Annotated in this window: 20 protein-coding genes and 6 pseudogenes; 11 read left to right on the top strand and 15 right to left on the bottom strand. The window is 40.7% G+C overall.

Features of this window, described 5'->3' with window-relative positions; translation table 11 throughout:
• Positions 1 to 214 precede the first annotated feature (214 nt).
• Both FTV41_RS12415 and FTV41_RS12420 read right to left on the bottom strand, forming a co-directional pair.
• Positions 215 to 616, bottom strand: a complete 402-nt coding sequence (locus FTV41_RS12415) for a type II toxin-antitoxin system HigA family antitoxin (protein WP_035268402.1) — start codon at positions 614 to 616, stop codon at positions 215 to 217.
• Position 617: 1 nt separating this feature from the next.
• The gene (locus FTV41_RS12420; RefSeq protein WP_016165531.1) at positions 618 to 908 is read right to left on the bottom strand and encodes a type II toxin-antitoxin system HigB family toxin; all 291 of its coding nucleotides are present in this window, start codon (positions 906 to 908) and stop codon (positions 618 to 620) included.
• A 165-nt stretch (positions 909 to 1073) separates the two neighbouring features.
• Between FTV41_RS12420 and FTV41_RS12425 the strand changes: the two are divergent.
• Positions 1074 to 1328, top strand: a pseudogene (locus FTV41_RS12425) (transposase); the annotation flags it as partial.
• 50 nt (positions 1329 to 1378) lie between these two features.
• On the opposite strand, the gene FTV41_RS12430 reads toward FTV41_RS12425, so the two are convergent.
• On the bottom strand, positions 1379 to 1924 hold the full coding sequence (locus tag FTV41_RS12430; RefSeq protein ID WP_127800924.1) for a DNA-binding protein: 546 nt from the start codon (positions 1922 to 1924) through the stop codon (positions 1379 to 1381).
• Positions 1925 to 2029: 105 nt separating this feature from the next.
• Here FTV41_RS12430 and FTV41_RS12435 point away from each other — a divergent pair.
• Positions 2030 to 2515, top strand: a pseudogene (locus FTV41_RS12435) (IS3 family transposase); the annotation flags it as partial.
• Between the two features lie 49 nt (positions 2516 to 2564).
• On the opposite strand, the gene lspA reads toward FTV41_RS12435, so the two are convergent.
• Together lspA and FTV41_RS12445 are read right to left on the bottom strand one after the other, a co-directional pair.
• Entirely contained in the window at positions 2565 to 3077 is a 513-nt protein-coding gene (gene lspA, locus FTV41_RS12440; RefSeq protein ID WP_150378258.1) for a signal peptidase II, read from the bottom strand.
• 3 nt (positions 3078 to 3080) lie between these two features.
• Positions 3081 to 3977, bottom strand: coding sequence for a cation transporter (locus FTV41_RS12445; protein WP_150378257.1), 897 nt, complete (start codon positions 3975 to 3977; stop codon positions 3081 to 3083).
• A gap of 95 nt (positions 3978 to 4072) precedes the next feature.
• Here FTV41_RS12445 and cadR point away from each other — a divergent pair, with 95 nt between their 5' ends.
• The gene (gene cadR, locus FTV41_RS12450; RefSeq protein ID WP_001219642.1) at positions 4073 to 4480 is read left to right on the top strand and encodes a Cd(II)/Pb(II)-responsive transcriptional regulator; all 408 of its coding nucleotides are present in this window, start codon (positions 4073 to 4075) and stop codon (positions 4478 to 4480) included.
• Positions 4481 to 4725: 245 nt separating this feature from the next.
• Here the strand turns inward: cadR and FTV41_RS12455 are convergent.
• Both FTV41_RS12455 and FTV41_RS12460 read right to left on the bottom strand, forming a co-directional pair.
• A pseudogene (locus tag FTV41_RS12455) lies at positions 4726 to 5379 on the bottom strand (IS5 family transposase).
• Positions 5380 to 5630: 251 nt separating this feature from the next.
• Positions 5631 to 5852, bottom strand: coding sequence for a helix-turn-helix transcriptional regulator (locus tag FTV41_RS12460; protein ID WP_004658364.1), 222 nt, complete (start codon positions 5850 to 5852; stop codon positions 5631 to 5633).
• A 194-nt stretch (positions 5853 to 6046) separates the two neighbouring features.
• On the opposite strand from FTV41_RS12460, the gene FTV41_RS12465 reads away from it, so the two are divergent.
• Positions 6047 to 6298 (top strand): hypothetical protein, encoded by a 252-nt coding sequence (locus FTV41_RS12465; RefSeq protein ID WP_004658363.1) that lies wholly within the window; start codon positions 6047 to 6049, stop codon positions 6296 to 6298.
• Positions 6299 to 6550: 252 nt separating this feature from the next.
• On the opposite strand, the gene FTV41_RS12470 is transcribed toward FTV41_RS12465, so the two are convergent.
• From FTV41_RS12470 to FTV41_RS12480, 3 genes are all read right to left on the bottom strand, one after another.
• A complete protein-coding gene (locus tag FTV41_RS12470; RefSeq protein WP_001986288.1) occupies positions 6551 to 6772 on the bottom strand; it encodes a hypothetical protein in 222 nt (73 codons plus the stop codon).
• Between the two features lie 33 nt (positions 6773 to 6805).
• Positions 6806 to 8005: an integrase arm-type DNA-binding domain-containing protein gene (locus FTV41_RS12475; RefSeq protein ID WP_000059658.1), complete on the bottom strand. Its 1200-nt coding sequence runs from the start codon at positions 8003 to 8005 to the stop codon at positions 6806 to 6808.
• Between the two features lie 393 nt (positions 8006 to 8398).
• Positions 8399 to 9112 carry a phosphoribosyltransferase gene (locus FTV41_RS12480; RefSeq protein WP_001986287.1) on the bottom strand — a complete coding sequence of 238 codons (714 nt, stop codon included), beginning with the start codon at positions 9110 to 9112 and terminating at the stop codon, positions 8399 to 8401.
• A gap of 857 nt (positions 9113 to 9969) precedes the next feature.
• Here FTV41_RS12480 and FTV41_RS12485 point away from each other — a divergent pair.
• From FTV41_RS12485 to FTV41_RS12505, 5 genes and pseudogenes are all read left to right on the top strand, one after another.
• Positions 9970 to 10680, top strand: coding sequence for a hypothetical protein (locus FTV41_RS12485; RefSeq protein WP_001052588.1), 711 nt, complete (start codon positions 9970 to 9972; stop codon positions 10678 to 10680).
• Between the two features lie 12 nt (positions 10681 to 10692).
• A complete protein-coding gene (locus FTV41_RS12490) occupies positions 10693 to 11799 on the top strand; it encodes an ImmA/IrrE family metallo-endopeptidase (RefSeq protein ID WP_150378256.1) in 1107 nt (368 codons plus the stop codon).
• 246 nt (positions 11800 to 12045) lie between these two features.
• Entirely contained in the window at positions 12046 to 12687 is a 642-nt protein-coding gene (locus tag FTV41_RS12495) for an SOS response-associated peptidase (protein WP_002046584.1), read from the top strand.
• 111 nt (positions 12688 to 12798) lie between these two features.
• Positions 12799 to 13425: a LexA family transcriptional regulator gene (locus FTV41_RS12500; protein WP_000038641.1), complete on the top strand. Its 627-nt coding sequence runs from the start codon at positions 12799 to 12801 to the stop codon at positions 13423 to 13425.
• A gap of 14 nt (positions 13426 to 13439) precedes the next feature.
• Positions 13440 to 13760 (top strand): annotated as a pseudogene (locus FTV41_RS12505) (Y-family DNA polymerase); the annotation flags it as partial.
• A 32-nt stretch (positions 13761 to 13792) separates the two neighbouring features.
• Here FTV41_RS12505 and FTV41_RS12510 read toward each other — a convergent pair.
• Positions 13793 to 14767, bottom strand: a complete 975-nt coding sequence (locus tag FTV41_RS12510) for an IS110 family transposase (protein WP_150378074.1) — start codon at positions 14765 to 14767, stop codon at positions 13793 to 13795.
• A gap of 218 nt (positions 14768 to 14985) precedes the next feature.
• On the opposite strand from FTV41_RS12510, the pseudogene FTV41_RS12515 reads away from it, so the two are divergent.
• Positions 14986 to 15972 (top strand): annotated as a pseudogene (locus FTV41_RS12515) (DUF4113 domain-containing protein); the annotation flags it as partial.
• Between the two features lie 130 nt (positions 15973 to 16102).
• Here FTV41_RS12515 and FTV41_RS12520 read toward each other — a convergent pair.
• From FTV41_RS12520 to FTV41_RS12530, 3 genes are all read right to left on the bottom strand, one after another.
• Positions 16103 to 16939, bottom strand: coding sequence for an aminoglycoside O-phosphotransferase APH(6)-Id (locus FTV41_RS12520; RefSeq protein WP_000480968.1), 837 nt, complete (start codon positions 16937 to 16939; stop codon positions 16103 to 16105).
• Positions 16939 to 17742, bottom strand: a complete 804-nt coding sequence (aph(3'')-Ib, locus tag FTV41_RS12525) for an aminoglycoside O-phosphotransferase APH(3'')-Ib (RefSeq protein WP_001082319.1) — start codon at positions 17740 to 17742, stop codon at positions 16939 to 16941. Before aph(3'')-Ib ends, FTV41_RS12520 begins: the two co-directional genes overlap by 1 nt.
• Before the next feature lie 99 nt (positions 17743 to 17841).
• Positions 17842 to 18974 (bottom strand): IS3 family transposase gene (locus tag FTV41_RS12530; RefSeq protein ID WP_257221957.1). Its coding sequence is split into 2 segments (ribosomal slippage): positions 17842 to 18722 and positions 18722 to 18974, totalling 1134 coding nucleotides; the frame shifts between segments, so codons are not numbered across the junction.
• A 154-nt stretch (positions 18975 to 19128) separates the two neighbouring features.
• Here FTV41_RS12530 and FTV41_RS12535 point away from each other — a divergent pair.
• Positions 19129 to 19728: a TetR/AcrR family transcriptional regulator gene (locus FTV41_RS12535; protein WP_014640558.1), complete on the top strand. Its 600-nt coding sequence runs from the start codon at positions 19129 to 19131 to the stop codon at positions 19726 to 19728.
• A 123-nt stretch (positions 19729 to 19851) separates the two neighbouring features.
• On the opposite strand, the pseudogene FTV41_RS12540 reads toward FTV41_RS12535, so the two are convergent.
• A pseudogene (locus FTV41_RS12540) lies at positions 19852 to 20487 on the bottom strand (IS3-like element ISAba29 family transposase); the annotation flags it as partial.

A 20487-nucleotide genomic window follows, 5' to 3' on the forward strand; every position in this document is an offset into this window, starting at 1 on the left:
GATAATCTTTTTCAGATTCAATCAATAATTGAACCGCTCTTTCTCTGATTTCAGGGGTATATTTTGGTTTTGTCATTGGAACATTCTCTCAAGAAAGTTGGTCTCCGACAAACCCGGTACGGTTCAGTTTGTGCAACAAAGCTAAATTGAAATATCAAGACTAACAAGAAATTCAAATTGATTACTAATAGAGCGGCTCACGGCGCCCTATCTTTTAGAAAAACGTATCTGCCGATACATTAAACCGCTCAGACAATGCCTTAATATGACGAATATTCAGTTGGCGTTTACCACTTAAAATCTCAGAAATCACAGATTGGGTTGCAACTTCTGCTAAGTCAGACTGACCTAAACCATGTTGCTCCATCAAAAAAGCCAAAGCAGCACGACCATCCCCTTTAGGCATAGGAAGATGCTCATTTTCATAATCAGAAACCAAATCACCAAGCTGATGAATAAGCCCCATTAAAGGATTAGATTCGTCATCACCAACGGTATCTAAAAGTTCATCTAAAGCTTCAACAAGTGTATGAAAGTCGTCTTCATTTTCTGGCTTGCTGAGCAATGGTGCAACGTAGTGCCAGTGGTCTACGGCCTGTTTAATCATCGCGTTCATACTAACCTTCCTTCCAATGACCTTTGTCATATTCTTTATGGGACAAGACATGACGAATATACACACGTTTTGCTTGATACATCACGACGGCAATAAGTCGGATCTTGTTCCCGCCAATATCGAATACATGGAACTTTCCAACTTTATCGACAGCTGGAAAGAGCTGTTTCATCTCAGCAAAATCTTTCGGATCGTTTGCCTTTATGGTTCGATACCAACCATCTAATGCCGTTTCAGCCTGTGGCCACTTGTGCATTGCTTCTATAATTCTAGCGTGGGTGATCACATGCATAACATTTTATCGCATTTTGCTATAAATCAAGTATAAACAAATTATCGCATTTTGCAATATTGAAGGGCTAGGATGAATAAAGCGCCAAATGGCGCTTTATTAATTATCAGAGGCTTTGTTGCACACACCTATCTGTAAAGGCTTTTTCAGCGATATAATTTTCAAATGAAGAAGCCTACACACAAAATCTACCGCACAACCAATTGGCCCGCATATAATCGAGCACTCATGAGTCGCGGAAATATTGCCATTTGGTTTGATCCTGCTACGCAATGGTATGCTCCATAAAAAGGCAAACAAGGGCGAAATCAAACATACTCCGACGCAGCTATCCAATGCTGCTTAATGATTAAATCATTATTCCGTAGGTCTTTACGTATGGTCACTGGCTTTGTGCAAAGTCTGATTAAACTCTGTGGTTGAGCAGCCCCGAATATCAGTGATATTCATAGCGTCAGTTACTTGTCTTTTTACATTGTAATCTGTTTTTCTAATTCAGCTATCCGTGCATTTGCATTAGTGAGTTGTGATTCCACATATTTGATCGAGCCTGATTTTTCGAGTAGCTGTTCATATTTGGCTTGCAAGGCGTTGTAGTCTTCTTTTGCCTTATCTGTACTAGCAAGAGCGACTTTCAGCTTGTCGGTGGTGTCATCAGTTTGTTTGACCTGTTCATCAAGTTTGATTTGCACCTGTTCCAGTTTTTCTGTGGTATCTGCAAGCTGCTTTTCCAGTTGTTGCACTGTTTCCGCATATCCGCCTTGTACTGCATCAATCCGTTCTTGCAATAGGGTTGCAATGACTTGTGACACGGTAACAAGTTCCGCATCTTTCAGAGTTTTTGCCGTAGTAACGGCTGCCGCCAGTTGCTCTTCAAGGATCTCTTTGCGGTATTTGTTGATAGTGGTCTTTGAGCCGCTACCAAGAACCGCAAGGATATTATCGTTAGTTGGGTTTGAGCCTTGTGCTGCAAGGGATTCGATGGCTTTTGCCACATCTGATTTAGTGATTGCCATGGGTTTACTTCCTATTGTGTACTGTACTGTATCGTATTTTAGTACATTACAGTACAGTACACAATCGATATTTTTTATGAATTATGACTAGCTAAAACTCACCCGTATATTCAAACCAATTCAGGTTGGGTCTATACCGCCTTTATTATTGATGTGTTCTCACGAGCAATTGTTGGATGGAAAGTATCAACACGTATGAATACAGACATGGTGCTCGATGCATTGGAGCAAGCATTGCATGACCGAGGCATGCCAAAGAATGTGATTCATCATTCCGACAGAGGTGTGCAATATCTTTCCATTCGTTATACCAATCGTTTAGAAGCAGCAAATTTACGAGCATCAGTCGGTACGACTGGTGATTCATACGATAATGCTTTGGCTGAAACGGTGAATGGCTTATACAAAACAGAGGTGATTGAATATTTAAAAGCAGATTGGCAAGGTTTAGCAGATGTACAACTTGCGACACTAAACTGGGTAGATTGGTTCAATAAAGAACGTGTACATAGTGCACTGGGTTATGTATCACCTTTTGAGTTTGAAGCAATCTACTATGATAAGATTAATCCGTTAGGTCAGGTGGCCTAACTTAAATAAAAAGTCTCCGACAAACCCGGTACGGTTCAAGGCGTAGGTGTCAGTCAGATCCATCCGACTCAGCATTGGTGTTTGCTTTTTTACCCAACAAGCTGCTGGAAACTAAAAGTAAGGCACCGAGGACAATTGCAATATCAGCCAGGTTGAAGGCCGGCCAATGCCAGTCTCGCCAATAGAAATCAAAGGAATCCACAACATAGCCGCGAAAGACCCGGTCAATCAGGTTGCCCATGGCGCCACCGAGGATAAGACTGTAAGCGATGGCTTCTCCTTTATGACGATTTTCAAGGATCAGCTTGATCAGAAAAATCGAGACCACTACCGCGATTCCGATAAAAAAGTAGCGCTGCCAGCCTCCACCATTCGCAAAAAGACTGAATGCGGCACCGGTATTCCATACGTGTACCCAGTTAAAGAATGAGGTCACTGAAATAGACTCGCCATATGCCATTGATTGTTGCACCAGCCATTTTACGGCCTGATCAGACGCTGCCAGCAGGCCCGATATGGACAACATAGCGTACGGTGACAGATGTTTGCCAAAAATGGACATTGCTTAATCCTTGAGCGCCAGAATGCGTCTAGCACCGTTAAGTACAATTACCCCCGCGATGGTGCCGATAATCAGATCCGGATAATTGGACCCGGTCCACGCGACCAGAGCGCCGGCGGTGATGACCCCCAGGTTGATCACCACGTCGTTGGCCGAGAATATCCAGCTTGCCTTCATGTGCGCCCCGCCCTCCCGATGTTTGGATATGAGCAGCAGACAACTGGTATTGGCAATCAATGCGACGAATGCGATAGCCATCATCACCAGCGATTCAGGCTCACTACCGAATACAAAGCGTCTCACCACCTCTATGAGTACGCCCACAGCCAAGATCAGTTGCAGTACACCAGCAAGATGCGCGGCACGTACCTGCATTTTCACGCTATGTCCAACCGCATAAAGGGCAAGCCCGTACACCGCCGCATCGGCAAAATTGTCCAGGGATTCTCCAATCAGGCCGGTGGACCGGGCGATCAGACCGGCAGTCATTTCCACCACGAACAGAAGTGCATTGATGCCGAGCAACCAGCGCAGGGTCCCGGATTCTTGCTTAGCAGAAGCTGCCGAAAACTCGGCGGCCTTGATGGTCTCCGGATTTGCAGCGACGGTTTCCTGAAGCGAGGCGCCTAGCCCCAAGGTCTTCAGTTTCGAGGTGACGGGCTCGACCTCACCGTCATGCACGACCTTCAACTGGCGGTTCGACAAGTCGAAGGACAGTACCCGAATCCCCTCAACGCCGTTCAGGGCCAGGCGAATCATGCGCTCTTCTGATGGACAGTCCATCTTCGGCACGGCATAAACACTGACCCATTCCCCCGACGCATCGGAGGAGGCCTGCATATCGGTATCCGCCGCAGGCCTTGCATGGTCGCCACAGGGGCCTCCGCAGTTTTTACTCATGATATGACTCCACTTGAATGTGATCGGGTTTTCATTTAAAACTATATAGTAGCTATAATGTCAATAGCGTAGAGAATCCGTTGCGGAGGAACCCGATGCGTATTGGTCAGTTGGCACAGTCAGTAGGGGTAGATACACAGACGATCCGCTTCTACGAACGGCAGGGCTTGTTGCCGCCGCCTGGTCGGCAGGAGAACGGTTACCGTGTCTATACCGAGAAACACGTTGAGCGGCTGGCCTTTATTCGTCGCTGCCGCATCCTGGATCTGTCACTGGCAGAAATTCACGAACTAAAGCGCTATCAGGACGACCCTCATCAGTCCTGTACCGCTGTCAATGCCTTGCTCGATGATCACATCTCTCATGTACGCTCGCAGATAACCGCTCTACAGGCGCTTGAGAAACAACTCGTTTCACTAAGAGCGCGTTGCAACGATGACCGGGAAGTTAAGGCGTGTGGGGTTCTTGCTGGAATTAGCGAGGGAAGCATGCATCAGCAGTAGGTTGGAGTGCCAACCAGATAATCCGATGAGATGCCGGTTTGCCTCACTCTCATGCAAAGGTAAGATCAACCATTTAATCCGCTTACCCTATTTTTTTTGCTTTCACCTTATCCAAAATTCACCACCCCATAATTGAAAATATTTTGAATTATAAGCCCTTAGGGTGCTCATAATCCATAAATCAATTTCGAAGTTCTTTGTTGCATAAAGCCTTTAAAGATTGAGTTTTCCTAAGCAACTCAAATTTAAGTTACAACTCGGGTATTAGGTCGGCCTAATTCCATAAATCTGTTGAGGACTGCTACGCGAGCATGAATTTCACTCATCTGACTAGGAAAGCTTCTTGCCATTAATTTATCGCCTAATAATTTGATGCAGTGCATCTTTGTTTCGACCAAACTTCGGCGATGATAGCCTGACCATTTTTTCCATAGTGTTCTACCTAGCAGGGTTTTAGTATCTATACCAATATGAAGTTTACGCCATTGGCGACGATATTTCGGCTAATGCTTTTTACGTTTCCATTCACCTTCACCTAAGAACTTCAAATCCGTGGAATCAACGAGTAGATGCAGTCCATTGCAACTCTTTTCATAGCTAATTTGAATATCAATATGCTTTTGTCTTCTGCGAATGGTTGAATAATCCAGAGCTGTCCAATCTAATCCGCAAAGTTTAATCAAGCTTTGGACAAAGCCAGTCACCATGCATACAGAAAGACGAAATAAGGATTTAATCATGAGATAGCACTGAATGGCTATGTCAGAATAAGTTTGATTTCGACCATGTTTTCCTTGTGACTGCGAATATCATTGAATCTTAGTATCAAACCAAATTGTAAAATTACCATGATTGATCAAAGCATGATTGTAGGATGACCAATTCGGTGTACGATAAATTTAGGTGTAGGCTATTGCTGTATAAGACCTTATCGGTAGGTTTGCGCAACAAGGCCTCAAAATCCCACCTTAAAATGCAAATAGCAAAAAAACTCTACCATTCGATTGATTTCATTTTAGAAGTAATGAAATTAGTATCTGTTTGTAATGATATTTTATAAAATTCAATATTAGATCTGCAGAGAAAAACTTATCAAACTAAGTATTGGCTAGTCTTTTTCTTCGAAAAACTTATCAAACGAAGTATTAAGTTAATCTTTTTCTTCAACTTCTTCCTTAAACTCAAACAAATCATTCATCGTACAGTTAAAGTACTTACACAACTTATCGGCGACTGGTAATTCAATACGTACAGCACGGTCATAATACATACTTGTGAGCGTGTTGCGATTGATACCTGTTGCATGCACCACTTCACTTAATTTTAAAATTTTTCTATCGCCCATGAGGCTAGATAACTTACAAGTAATCATATTTAAATTAATTTACAAAAAATAACTTGCTGTGGGTTATTTGAAGTTGTTGACTGAGTAATACTTTGCTAAAATTAACCTACAGCAGGTTATTACAACTTATAGAAAGTATATTTTATCCATTTCAACTAAATTATAACTTTTTAAATATAAGGATTGAACCTGCATTAGATTATTTTGTGGAGATGACCGCCGTGTTACCAAATGAGTTATTGATCAGCCAGCAAGCTCGTGACTTAGGAAATCAATTAATTAAAGAAATGAACATCAATAGAAGTTATGGAATGGCTAATTTTCTTGGAGTAAATACTTGCTATGATAATCATCAGGCTGTACTTATTTGGACATTTCAACTGCTTGAAAGGGAACCTGCCTTAAATGAATTAGCAGAAATTAAAAAATATTTTCTTTTAATCTTTCCAGATAGTGTTTATCAATTAGCCTAAGTTGTTTTTAAAATTAATTTATTAAATAAAAAGCACTAAATCAAAGAAAGCTTTATTTAAAAATACCTATTAATTCAAAAACATACCATTTACTGAATATATGAAGCATAGGTTCCTGCTCTATCACTCACTCGTACTAAAATTACATCGCTCTTTTTACTGATACTAAACAATTTATGTCCACGCCACGTTCTGCGGCTTCGAGGGCTAGTTTTTGTTGAACCACTGAGAACAAGGACAACAAACTGCCTACTATATTTTCCCGGAGAGTGGTGTAGGAACTTTTTCATTATTGCTAATCATATCAGCGACAACATCAGCAACGAGCTCCTCTATTCCTGAGAATGCTTTAGACTGATCCGCATCAAGCCAAGACAATGATGGAAACTCAGCACACAACCCAACATACTCATTATATTCTGCTGACCATGTAACACGGCAAGTATATTGTTTACTATCCATTTGAAACCCCATAATGTTTTAAGTCTATGTATAAAAGTACGATTTTCACTTAGCAGTACTTAAATAATCACCCCACCACTGCATCATTTCAGTCCGCTGGGCTAAATAGTCAGCGTGATTATAGCTGGCACGGGTACGGTTCTTATCAATATGTGAAAGTTGTGCCTCAATCCAGTTATCCTGGAACAAACCTGAGTCATTCAAAATGGTACTAAAAGTGGAACGTAGTCCATGAGAGGATAATTGATGTTTTCCATAGCCCATCTTACGTATAGCCATATTTAATGTATTAAAATGAATCGGTTGATTATGTTTCCGTGGGCTAGCAAAAATGTACTTTTCACCGTATGACCATTGCATGACGTCTTTTAAAATATCTAAAGCCTGATCTGAAAGTGGAACTAAGAAGTCGGGAATCTCATGGCCTAATATGACTTTTCGTCGAAACTGTTTAATATGCAAGGCAGGTATTTTCCAGATTTTTTCATTTAAATCAAAATGATGAGGCTCAGCCAATAACAATTCAGCCCCTCGCACGCCAGTATGTAATTTGAACAGCAGTGCTTTTTTAATAATCGGATGGGCATCCAATTTTAATAAATTTTTCTTAAAATCTGATATATCCTCCGCTTTCAAATACGGATAATTCTTCTTGATTTTACTGTTAATGGCGATTTTATTTAAACCATGCGCGATGTTGAATTCACAATAACCCATCGCTACAGCGTAGTCATAAATTTGGTTCAAATAACTACAAGCTTTCTTGACAGGTTCTTTTACTTGGCGTCCCTCTATTTTTTTGATTACTGAAACCAGGTCATAACGCTTGATGTTTTGAAAAGGTAAATCCTGAAGGTCTGGATAAATATCTTGCTGTAAACATCTTTCTGCTAACTGTAGTACACCGCAGCGGGGTGAATCATTAAATGCATTTTTCAGTTTGAACTGCAGCCACTCCTCCCCTACCTTACGAAAGGTGATGACATTAGAGACAGTATCATGCTCAAAACAATAATTATTGTCTTTAAAGTCATCTTTGACTTGTCGTGCCTTTTTCAGCGATAAATCAGGATAAAGCCCCAACTGAATGCGGCGACGTTTTTTTGTTTGTGGATCTGTATAGCGATAGCACCAAGATTTTCTTCCAGTCGGCTCAATCTTCAGGCTAAGTCCATCTTCATCGGATAAAAAACAAGTTTTTTCCTTGCAATGAGCTTGGCGAACTTTAATTTCAGTAAGACTCATGAAATTTAAATGAAACCTATCAGCGGATTGACGAGATCCATTATATCAAAATAGAAGAAAATATATATGATGCGTACACTACGCATCATATATATTTGTAATATATTGTTTTATATATTTAATATTTTAAGTATTTGTATTTTAGTAACCATTATAAGTACCACCTCTTCTTTAAGTTCCCAACAACTCACTTTTTCTGTCATCAATGTTAAATAAGTCTTGTGCTTTAAATTCTTAGATGACCTCCTCTACCCTTTATTATCATTTTTATAAAAGTAACTATATGTACTCATTAAAATTTGTAGAGCTCAAAAACAAAAAAGACCGCTATATAGCAGTCTTTTAACTTAATTAAATAATAATTAATTCATTTTCATCATAAGTGCATAAGCATCACGTTTGTTTTGACGCAATGATTCTATCTCGGACTTCGTCAGCTGTTTTACGAGAGTTGAGGATATACTTTGCTTCCCACTCTGTGAGCCTTTCGAAATCGTACCCGTAAATCGATTTCCACCATGCTTCAAGATTACCATATACATCCCTCAATTGCTGAAGAGTTTCTTTACTTAGAGCTAATTGTGATGAGTATTGTTTACCCGTCAGTGCATATGCTCCAATAACTTTATTCGTCCCAGTTGTTTCAATATGACCTTTTAATGCTGCAAAAGTACCACCTTGGGTCTGGGTATCATCAACAATAATAACACATTTATCATTGTTTATTGTCCCATCAAATGCTGGTGGGTTGGCTAATCTATGCCACCCATCACCGCCAGTTCTTGATACTTTTATAGCTTGAACTATATTCGTATCAACTTCAAGCCCAAGTTTCTTTGCTATAACTGCTGAAGTAGCTAAAGGAATCATATTACGACCGACTGCTTCCTCAGCATGTACAGGTACTATAATAGTTTCCCGACCATCGATAATTCTTTCTAGTTCAGCAATCGCCTCATCCGAAACTAAATCTTTAGCTAAAATATACGCACTTTCAACATCCCCTGCTTTAGCAGCTTCATACATGTAATGAGAGGTTGCATCTCCAAGACCACGGTCAATAACCGTTTTAGGAAACATATTCCAATCTGTGCGATATAACTTCATATTTTTAAATAAGTTTTAATGATGGCTAGCATTAAATTTTACACTAAATTTACCGCTAGCATCTCTTGGATATTATTTTTCGTATCAGGCAGCACTCTCAAAAGCCGTTTGTTTGGACAGTCCCCATGATCATACACGAGGCAGCTTCAAATACTTATGGGCCCATCCTATCCAGTTGTATCTTCTTGCATCACATGAATATTGTATACTCATTTTGACTACTTGAAAATTATGGAACAACGTCAATAAAAACAATAACTCTAGAGTCTTTAGTCGACATTCCTAAAAAGGTAAATTCAACATTTCTTTCCATATCATTTCTTTGTGTCTCTGGATGAACAAAAGAAACATAGCTTATTTCAAAGAATCGGGCTAGGGTTTTTATGCCAATGATTTTGTTCTCTTCATTAGCAATTAAAACATCTAATTCCAGATCAAACTCTTCTAATTATTTAATTAAATCTTTAACTTTCATTTTACTATCAACCTCTATGAATTATTTAAAAAATTAGCACAATGAAACTTGTGAAAAAAATGGATTTGAACAAAATTTTTTAGCAAAAAAAGCATAGCAACCAGAAAAATCTTTCCAGCAATCAACAAAAATATCCCCGTGTGCTTCCAGTTTACAACATTTTGACTACCACACTGCCCACAGTAGTAATAATAGCCTTTGATACGGCCACCGCATTCAGGACAATTTTTATGATTAATGAATAAGTTACTCAACGTCTCTTCTCCAAAATTCTTATTATCAAGTTGTAAGTGAAGATAGCACACATTTATAAAAATATCTTTTTTAAAACATCAAAAGATGTTATAAAAAAGACATTCGCTACTTTAGGATAACTTTTAAGATGAATTTAAATCTCCTTGATGAAGAATCAATCCAACCTTCTGAACCCACGCCATGTGATTTTTTCAAAGGTGAAAATGCTATCAAAAAAGCTAAACAGTTAGGATTACCTGATCTCGAGTTAGTCAGAAACGCAATTATGATCGGTGATGCTGACTATAGAACAAATACTCACTATAACCGTGCACGCTTTATTGCACGATGGGGAAAAATTGGAGAACAGATTGCTTTACTGCTTCGACAATCTGATCCTGCTTGGATATTCCACAATGACAGCCAGCCAAGAATTGAGAATACAGTAAAGAAAATACAAATTATCTTTATGAGCGGGAATATTGCATTGGGGTTAGCTGATCAAGTTGTATCAGCACACTGTGAAAAAGGATTAATGACATTAAATAATATTAAGGAGAATCAGTCTGCTTATGATGATGAGACAAAATTGAGAACATGGATTTTATACTTTCCTTCAGCATCACATCCAGCCTATAAAGACATTGATATCCCAAATATTCCTTTTGAATTTGCATACCCAACTAGCTTCGTACAGGACTTAAAAGCGAAAAAAATTTCAATTTTACCAAGTGACCATACTTGCAGAATTGCATTTGAAATAGATAATACAGTTCCTGTAAAAACTGATCCTAAGCCAGTATTGGAACCATCTAATGAAATTAAACCAGATGATTTTGATATTCAGCTTGTAGTTTAATCTGAGGTTAATGTGTTTAATAAAGATCGTTTACGTATTGCTAAAGAATTACGAGGACTTAGCAATACCGATTTCGCAGAAAAATTGAGTTGCTCTATCTCTAAGGTAAAGCAACTTTTAGACGTGGATAAAGAAATCAATGAAAATGATCAAGATGATATATGCCGTGTATTAAATTTACCCAAGTCATTCTTTGCAGGTAATGACACACAACCACATGAAACAGACCAAATCTTCTATAGATCGGTTGCTCGTATTAAAGCACAGCATAGAAAAGCTAATGAGGCATATACTCTTTTAGCAATAAATATTAACAAGTACTTAAATCAGAAAGTAAAGTTACCTACTTTTCACCGTCCTGATTTAGATATTACTGAGTTTTTGGGTGAATCTAAGTATGCCGATCACCTAGCGTCAGAGTTGAGAGGTTTATGGGCTTTAGGTAATCAACCTATTAATAACATTGTTTCGTTGTGTGAGCTAAAGGGAATCCGTGTCTTTAGATTACCGACTGAAATTCGAGAAATTGATGCACTATCTTTTTTTGATGATGAAAGTGGTAGCCCTTTCATATTTCTAAATACATTTAAGTCTGCCGAAAGAGCCCGCTTCGATTGTGCACACGAACTTGGTCATACCGTTATGCATACGCATAACAAAAAAATTCGTGTCGAGAAAGATAATCGTGTTCTCGAAACTGAAGCGGATCAATTTTCATCTGAATTTTTAATGCCAACAGATGCATTTCTTTCTACTGCTCCACGCTATTTTTCACTAGAAAATATGATTGAGTATAAAAAGATTTGGCGAACATCCCTGAAGGCTATTAACTATAAAGCTCACAAGCTGGGCTTAGTTAGTGATTGGGTTAATCGTAGTAACTCTATAAAGATCAATTCGTTGGGCTACAACATTAATGAACCTGAAGAAACTCATCGAGATGAGAGTTTGATGTTGCCCAAAATTATCTCTGTTTTAGCCTCACAACCATCTTTTGATAAAAATAAAATGCTTGATGAAATTGGAATCTCTGAAGAAGATTTTAATCAATTAACATTTGATGCTTTAGCTAAAGTTGAGCCCCCGAAGAAAAAACATAAGTTATATATTGTCGAGTAATACAAACCTTCCTTAAAAATAATGCGCCTTACGGCGCACTATTTATGCAAAATCCTGATTAATTTTTTTATGACTTCACGCCCAACGTAGTTTTGCATCCCATAAGTCATACTTTAACTGAAAATGTAACTTGCCCCATCATGACTTTTTTCATATAGCCTACTTGAACTGACACCATAAATCCCATGTGTTCCATAAAGCATCGTATACAATTTCAGATAAATTCTTTAGTTATGTGATCAGGCTATGTGCTCAAATTACCTATTTCCAAATAAAAGAAATTTGACACTCTTAGGTGTCGATACAAGCCAGTTTGATCTTGAGCTTAAGGATCATGTATTCCCTTCCTATCATGCTCCAATCATTCTGAACGGCTCAGATCACTTAGAGCTTGATATTGCAAAGTTTGGATTACTACCGAGCTGGGCGAAAGAATTGAAGTTCAGCAGTCATACTTATAACGCCAGAACTGAGTCTGTAGCAGATAAGCCTAGCTTTCGACATGCTTGGAAGTACAGCAAGTTCTGCCTAGTCCCAGTACAAGAATTTTATGAGCCGAAATACATCAATGGCAAGCCACACTGGTACACCATCAAGCGTAAAGATGATCAGCCTTTTACTGTTGCAGGGATCTATGATGATGCAGTGATTAATGGCAATAAGGTACGTTCCTTTTCAATGTTGACCATCAATTCGGACCATCACCCTTTTATGAAACAATTCCATGCACCGAAGGATGAGAAGCGATCCATTATCGTTATTCCAGAACAGTACAGAAAAGACTGGCTAACAGCCGATCATGAACATGCGCATGAATATTTCTTTCAAATGCCCGATGAATTCGTCACATTTCCACGCGATGAGCAGAAACAAAACGTCTTATTCTGACGCATCCTTGTTTATCCACAACTTTTTAAATTTGAATTTTAAACGCTGTTAGTAATATCCTATTTAAACAAATTCTACTTCCAAACACGCCTCGTAGCGTAGGAGTATCTCATGTCTAAGAAGTTGCCTATTTACTTCTCTGACGACGCATGGTCATCTTTACAAGAGCTCATGGGTCCAGAGGGTAAACCAAGTCCTACCATCAACACCGTGCTTGAACAAATCGCTGTTCAAAATGAGCTTGTTGAAAAATTAGGGCTTACTGCTGTCCTACCCAAATCCAAAGTATCTATTCCCGTCTCTTTAGAGCGTATTCCTGCAGGTCCGGCCTTCAGCACCAAGGATGAGCAAGACAAAGCACTCGATCTGAATGAGTTCCTGATTCACAACCCTATTTCTACTTTTATTGCCTATGTAGACAGTGAATCCATGCTCGATGCTGGCCTAGAGATTAATGATCCAATCATTATTGATCGCAGTATTGAAGCCAAGCATTACGATATCGTGGTTGCCCTGATTGATGACAATGCCTCGACCATTAAGCGGCTGATGATCACCAATAAGATGTCCAAGTCTGAAATCAAAGAAATATTTGGAGATGAAGATTATCCGCTTCCAGAACTTTGGTTGAAGGCTGAAAATTCGAATTACAATCACATCATTCCTGATGATAGTCAGACCATATCAATCTGGGGTGTGGTGACTTTTAATTTAAAGCGTATTTATCACCGCTCATAAAAAGAAGAATAACCATGCAAAGTGAAAATGAAATATTCGCGTTAGTCGACGTGAATAATTGCTACGTCTCGTGTGAGCGTGTGTTTAATCCTGCCTTGAATGATCGCCCAACCATTGTGCTCAGCAACAATGACGGCTGTGCCGTGGCCAGAAGCCAGGAAGCGAAAGACTTAGGCATCAAGATGGGTGTTCCTGTATTCCAAATTAAAGAGCTAATCAAACAACATAACATTCAGGTGCTATCCAGTAATTTCTCCTTATATGGCGAAATGTCCAAGCGCTTTATGGAGCTGCTTGGGGACTATGTTGCACCAGGAGATCAAGAGATACCGTCTGAAACGTCAAGCAAATTATTGAGAATTCATGCTCAATAATCCGCTTGATAAGGTTGTTGGTGTTTGAGTACACCATAACAAAGATGAACCAACTTCCTCATCGCAGCTCCAATCGCCATCATTTTGGTTTTACCATTGGCCAATAATCTTTCATTCATCCCTCTAATGTGGGGATTATGCCGAGTTGCGACAATGGCTGCCATATATAAACCGGCACGTATTTTGGAAGAGCCCGCTTTGGATAAACGGCTTCTGCCATGAATGGAGCTACCTGATTGCTTTTGAATGGGGACCAAGCCAACAAAGGCGGCCGCTTGACTAGCGCTTTCAAAAGTATGGCTGCGCAAGAAACTGAGCATTAATAAACTGGTTCGATCTGCAATAGCTGGAATACTGCTGAGCAGTTCTTTATCATTTCTTAAATCAGGATTCTGATCGATATGAGCATCAATTTGCTGGTCGATACCCTGAATGTGCTTGTTTAACTGCCTAATACTCTTATGGATAGACTGAAGTACAGGTTCCATCGTGAAGGTAGACTCTGCTTTTTCCAAACGATTCTTTTCACGTTGTAAATCTTCACAAAGCACAGCTCTTCTATCTAGCAAAGCATTCAGAAATTGAATAGGTTGGGGTAAAGGTTGCCAAAAATGTAGATCGGCAGTCATCGCAAATCGAGCTAGAACTTCACTATCCACCTTGTCTGTTTTATTTAGCTTAGACATACTCTGAGCAAAATATCGAGCTCTGGCAGGATTGGTTACACAGACTTGATAGTCCGCATCAAATAAATATTTAGCCAAGAGTTCATGATAAATAGATGTGGCTTCCATTAAGATAATGGTCTGCGTAGAAGTTGCAGCATGCTGCTTTAGCCAGGTTTGAAGTTGCTCAAAACCTTTTGGTGTATTTGAAAAAGTTTTGGTTTTCTTTTTACTTGCAGAATTTTCTAAAATTAAACAGCAATCAATTTTAGCTTTAGCAACATCAATACCAAGATAAAACATAATCTTTACCTGCTTTATTTATCCAATTATTGTTTTAGCATAACCACCGTCTTTTCTTGTGAATACAGCATCAAAGTGCTTAGTTACCGTCCAGAGTTGTGCAAGTGGTTAGGGCAAATTGTAGGTTTTATCTCTTTCACAGACTAAAAGTCTTAGGTCTATTACAAACTCTACAATTTGCATATAGTGGAAGCTAATCACTACAAGCTCCAAGATACAAGGTCTATTCCATTGATGAATGCTTTCTGAAGCTCACAGCTTACGAGCATCTATTTGACCTGACTGTATATGCTCAAGACATGAGGGCTAAGGCTTGGCGTTGGTTAGGCCTACCCTGCTGTATTGGAATTGGTCGCTCTAAAACCGAAGCCAAGATTGCCAATCATCTCGCCAAGAAAAACAAGTTCTTCAATGGGGTCTGTAATCTGGCCCATATGGACCCATGCTCTACAGAAACGCTACTCGCGCAGGTTGATGTGTCTGAGGTTTGGGGCGTAGGCAGACAGAACTGTAAGAAGCTCAATACTATGGGTGTTCAATCTGTGCTGGATCTGATCAATGCCAATCCTAAAGAAATCAAAAAGCAGTTTAGTATCGTGATGGAAAAGACGGTGCTTGAGCTACAGGGCCTTTCTTGTATTGACCTTAGTGATGATACTGTAGCGAAGAAGCAAATCATCAGCAGCCGTTCATATGGCAACCCAGTGTATGAAATGGATGACATTAAAGCTTCGGTTCGGCTTTATGTGGCCAGAGCCGTGAAACGAATGCGGGAAGATGGCTCAATCTGCAAGATGATCGGCGTGTATATCCAAACCGGTCGCTTTGATAAGACAGAGCGCTACTCGCCTTACATCGTCGTTCAAATGCATGAGCATACGGATGATCTACTGCTCATCACCAAGGCCGCGATGAAAGGCATCGATCAGATATTTAAGAAAGGCTTTAAGTATAAAAAGGCGGGAATCGTGCTGCTCGAAATTACAGATCAATCCAAGTTTGTGCCCGATCTATTCACGGACTATTCACATAAGCAAGAGCGAGAAAGGCTTTCAGATGCCATCGAAGCCATCAGTGAACGGTTTGGGAAGAATCTCGTCACGCTAGGCATTGCCAACAATAAAGAAGCCACATGGCACATGAATCAAAACCTTAGATCACCTTCGTATTTAACCAAATGGTCTGACTTACCAAGAGTAGGATAAAAACATGCACTTATTTAAATTAACGGGGTCGTTTGCGGGAGAGGGCGAAATCCTACGCTAAGGCTTTGGCCAACGATATTCTCCGGTAAGATTGATGTGTTCCCAGGGGATAGGAGAAGTCGCTTGATATCTAGTATGACGTCTGTCGCACCTGCTTGATCGCGGCCGCGATAGCTAGATCGCGTTGCTCCTCTTCTCCATCCGCGTTCCAAGCTGCGGAAAGGCACCCATAAGCGTACGCCTGGTCGAGCAGGCGACGCGGATCGACGTCCAGCGCACGAGAGAATGCGTCCGCCATCTGTGCAATGCGTCTAGGATCGAGACAAAGGTCGTCTCTGTCAGCCGGATCGTAGAACATATTGGCGGCGCCAAAGCCCACTTCACCGACCAGACCGACGGGATCTATCACCAGCCAGCCGCGACTGGAGAACATGATGTTTTCATGATGCAGATCGCCATGTAGCCCACGCAGTTCCGAGGCATTGCTCATCATTTGATCGGCTATAATCGCCGCGTGGACGTAGTCAGTTTGACAACCTGCGTTTTGATCATCGCGCGCCCGCTGAAACAAAGCTGCAAAGCGATCCCGGATCGGGAGAAGGGCAGAAGGCAGGGGTTCCTCAGATGCGGCATACAGCTTCGCCATTAGTTCCGCTGCAATTTCGGTCGCCTGGTAGTCGCCGTGCTCGGCAACGATGTGAGAGAGCATTCGCTCCCCGGCATATTCGAGCAACATCAGATTGTTCTCACGACCGAGCAACCGGACTGCTCCCCTCCCATTGCGCCATACCAGATAGTCGGCCCCGCGCAGTTCATCAGCAATGTCTTCTATAGGTTTCAATCCCTTGACGATTGCAGGAGTCCCGTCTGGCAATGAAACTTTCCAAACGAGGCTGGAAAAGGTGTCCGCAATGAGAACAGGTTGCGAAACGTGCCAATGAGCAGGAAAAACAGGCGGCATGAACATCAACCCCAAGTCAGAGGGTCCAATCGCAGATAGAAGGCAAGGCGTTCGCGGTCGGGGGCTTCGATCCCCAATACATTGAATAGGACAGCGAAGGCGCGCTCTGCTTCATCTGGCGCTGCCCAGTTCTCTTCGGCGTTAGCAATCATGAGTGCCAAATCGGCATAGCGATCTGCTGTTCCGAGCCGCCCAAGGTCGATCAGACCCGTGCATTGAAGAGTTTTAGGGTCCACCATGAAGTTCGGCATGCAGGGATCACCATGGCAAACAACCATATCGGTGCGCTCTTGGTCGAGCCGCACCGGTAGCTCTCGTTCGACACGAGCCAAAAGATCGAGCTGCGGCGTACTCTTGTCCTCGTCCGGTAAGAAGTCGGGATTGACGGCATTGCGGGACACCACATCAACGGCGCGTCCGAACATTCGCGACAGCCTGCGCTCAAACGGACATTGATCAACCGATAGGCTGTGAACAGCGCCAAGTTGCTGCCCCATTGACGGCCACGCTTTGAGCAAATCCGCTCCAGACAGATCAGCCGCCGGTACTCCCGGAATTGCCGTTATCACCAAGCATGCACCCTCCTGTTCCTCCTGCCAGTTGATCACCTCGGGGCAAGCCACACCTCGACCTTTGAGCCAAATGAGGCGGTCACGCTCTCCAGCGAGCTCACCGCGGCGGGAAGCAGGTGCGATTTTCGCGAAGGCATGCCCGTCACCACGTCGAAAAACAAAATCACCAGATTCTCCGCCTCTGACAGGCAACCAGTCAGAATGCGATTCACCAAAAAAAATATTAGTTCGATTCAATGGAGGTTCCTTCAGTTTTCTGATGAAGCGCGGAGGTGAGAGGTGGTCCCACTTGTTTGAACAACTAAAAGCTTATTTATAAGTGATACTCTGCTCTAGTTAAGCTACCTTATTTTGTTGTGGTAGCTGGTCATAGTAAAACTCATCTGGAGTCATTTTGTCCAGACTCGAATGAGGTCGTTTCAAATTATAAAATTCAAAATATGCGTTTAATTGCTTCTTCGCATCCAAAACATTGCTGTAGGCTTTGAGATACACCTCTTCATATTTAACGCTCCGCCATAATCGTTCAACCATCACATTATCAACCCATCGACCTTTACCATCCATACTGATTTGAATGCCATTTGATTTCAATACATCAATAAATGCATCACTGGTAAACTGACTGCCTTGGTCTGTATTAAAGACTTCAGGTCGGCCATATTTTTCAATAGCTTCATTTAATGTTTCTATGCAAAATGTAACCTCCATACTAATCGATACTCTATGCGCAAGTACCTTGCGGCTATGCCAATCAATCACAGCACATAAATAAACAAAGCCTTTTGCCATAGGGATATACGTTATATCCGTAGACCACACTTGATTACTGCGCTGAATAGCCAATCCTTTGAGCAGATATGGATATTTACGGTGAGCTTGATTGGCCTGACTTAGATTTGGTTTACGATATAACGCATTAATGCCCATTTTCTTCATTAAAGTACGTGTATGACGTCGTCCTATATGATGTCCTTGACGATTCAATAAATCACGCATCATACGGCTACCTGCAAAAGGGTATTGCATATGTAACTCATCCATACAGCGCATCAGCTTCAGATCTAATTCACTCACAGGTTTTGGGCGATAGTAATAACAACCACGGGAGACTTTCAGCAGCTTAGCTTGCTTAGATACTGAAATCTGAAGTGAGTCATCGATTAACTTTTGTGGTTGAAGCGACCCAGTTTCTTCAACACACCTTCTAAAAAATCAATTTCTAATGCCTGCTCACCGATTTTTGCATGTAGTTTTTTTAGATCGATGGGTGGTTCTGTTGGAGCTTTTGATTGATCGAAAGCTTGCGAGGAAGCTGAAATCAGTTGATTTTTCCAGTCAATAATTTGGTTTTGATGAACATCAAATTCAGCACTCAATTCAGCAAGTGTTTTTTCTGCTTTAATCGCAGCAAGTGCTACCTTAGCTTTAAAGTCATTTGAATGATTTCTTCTTGGTCTACGTGTCATAAAATACTCCATATATTGATGTTTATAACATCATTTGGGGAGCAAAATATCACTTATAAGTGTTGTTCAAATTTCCTGATCCACCTCTTTCATGTTAGAATGAAAACAAATAAACAATTTGTTTTTAAGTTCTCGTATGGAGGTGTTTTATGTTGTGGCTAAATTTACAGAGTTAGAAAAAGAAAAAATTCGTGAAGAATTGCTTAAAGTTGCATATCGATTTTTTGTAGATAAAGGCTTTAAGAATACTTCTCTCGAGGATATTACTTCATCAGTTGGCATTGCAAAGAGTTCTTTTTATATATTTTTTGAATCAAAAGAAATACTATATATGGAATTGTTAGCACATGAGGGAGAGCAAATTGAAAAGCAGGTTTGGCCAAAGGTTATAGCTGCAAAGGATATACGTTCAGCTATAAAGATATACTTAAATGAGATGGCTTTGGAACTAGAGGATAAGATTTTAACACAAAGGCTGGTTTACGACCTTGAGGAATACAAGATTGTATCTAGAAAGCTAAATCCAGATTATGTTGGCTCAGAGCATCTAAGAAGCATCGTTCCTCTTGTGGAGTTTATAAAGTTACGTCAAGACTCTAATGAAATTATCGATGAAGAGCCAGGCATTATAGCTGGAGTTTTAAGAGCAGCTTGGTTAATAGGTTCTCAAAAGGGAGATTTGCAGCAATACAATTATGAAAGAATTAAAGAGTTATTATTCGAAGCTGTTGCTGATCGAGTCACTCGATTTTAATTTAGACTAGATAAAGATATATGAAGGTGGTTATCTATGACAGAAAGAATAATTCGTTTTAATGATGTTTATATTTGCACTGAGTGAACCGTACCGGGTTTGTCGGAGACATTTTTATTTAAGTTAGGCCACGTGACCTAACGGGTTAATCTTATCATAGTACATTGCTTCAAACTCAAAAGGCGATACATAACCCAATGCGCTGTGTACACGCTTTTTGTTGAACCAATCTACCCAATTTAATGTCGCAAGTTGTACATCCGCTAAACCTTGCCAGTCTGCTTTTAAATATTCAATCACCTCTGTTTTGTATAAGCCATTCACTGTTTCAGCCAAAGCATTATCGTATGAATCACCAGTCGTACCGACTGATGCTCGTAAATTTGCAGCTTCTAAACGATTGGTATAGCGAATAGAAAGATATTGAACACCTCTATCGGAATGATGAATCACATTCTTTGGCATGCCTCGATCGTGCAATGCTTGCTCAAGTGCATCGAGCACCATATCTGTATTCATCCGTGTAGATACTTTCCATCCAACAATTGCTCGTGAGAACACATCAATAATAAAGGCGGTATAGACCCAGCCTGAATGAGTTTGAATATACGTAAAGTCACTCACCCACAGTTGGTCAGGATGATCAGCATTAAAATTACGTTTCACTAAATCATCTGCTCTTTTTTGATCATCTCGGCTACGGGTGGTTTGTTTATTCTTACCACGCCAAACACCTTGTATAGCTAGCTTCTGCATCAA

Source organism: Acinetobacter sp. YH16051 (assembly GCF_013417135.1).
GTDB classification, from domain to species: Bacteria; Pseudomonadota; Gammaproteobacteria; order Pseudomonadales; family Moraxellaceae; genus Acinetobacter; species Acinetobacter towneri.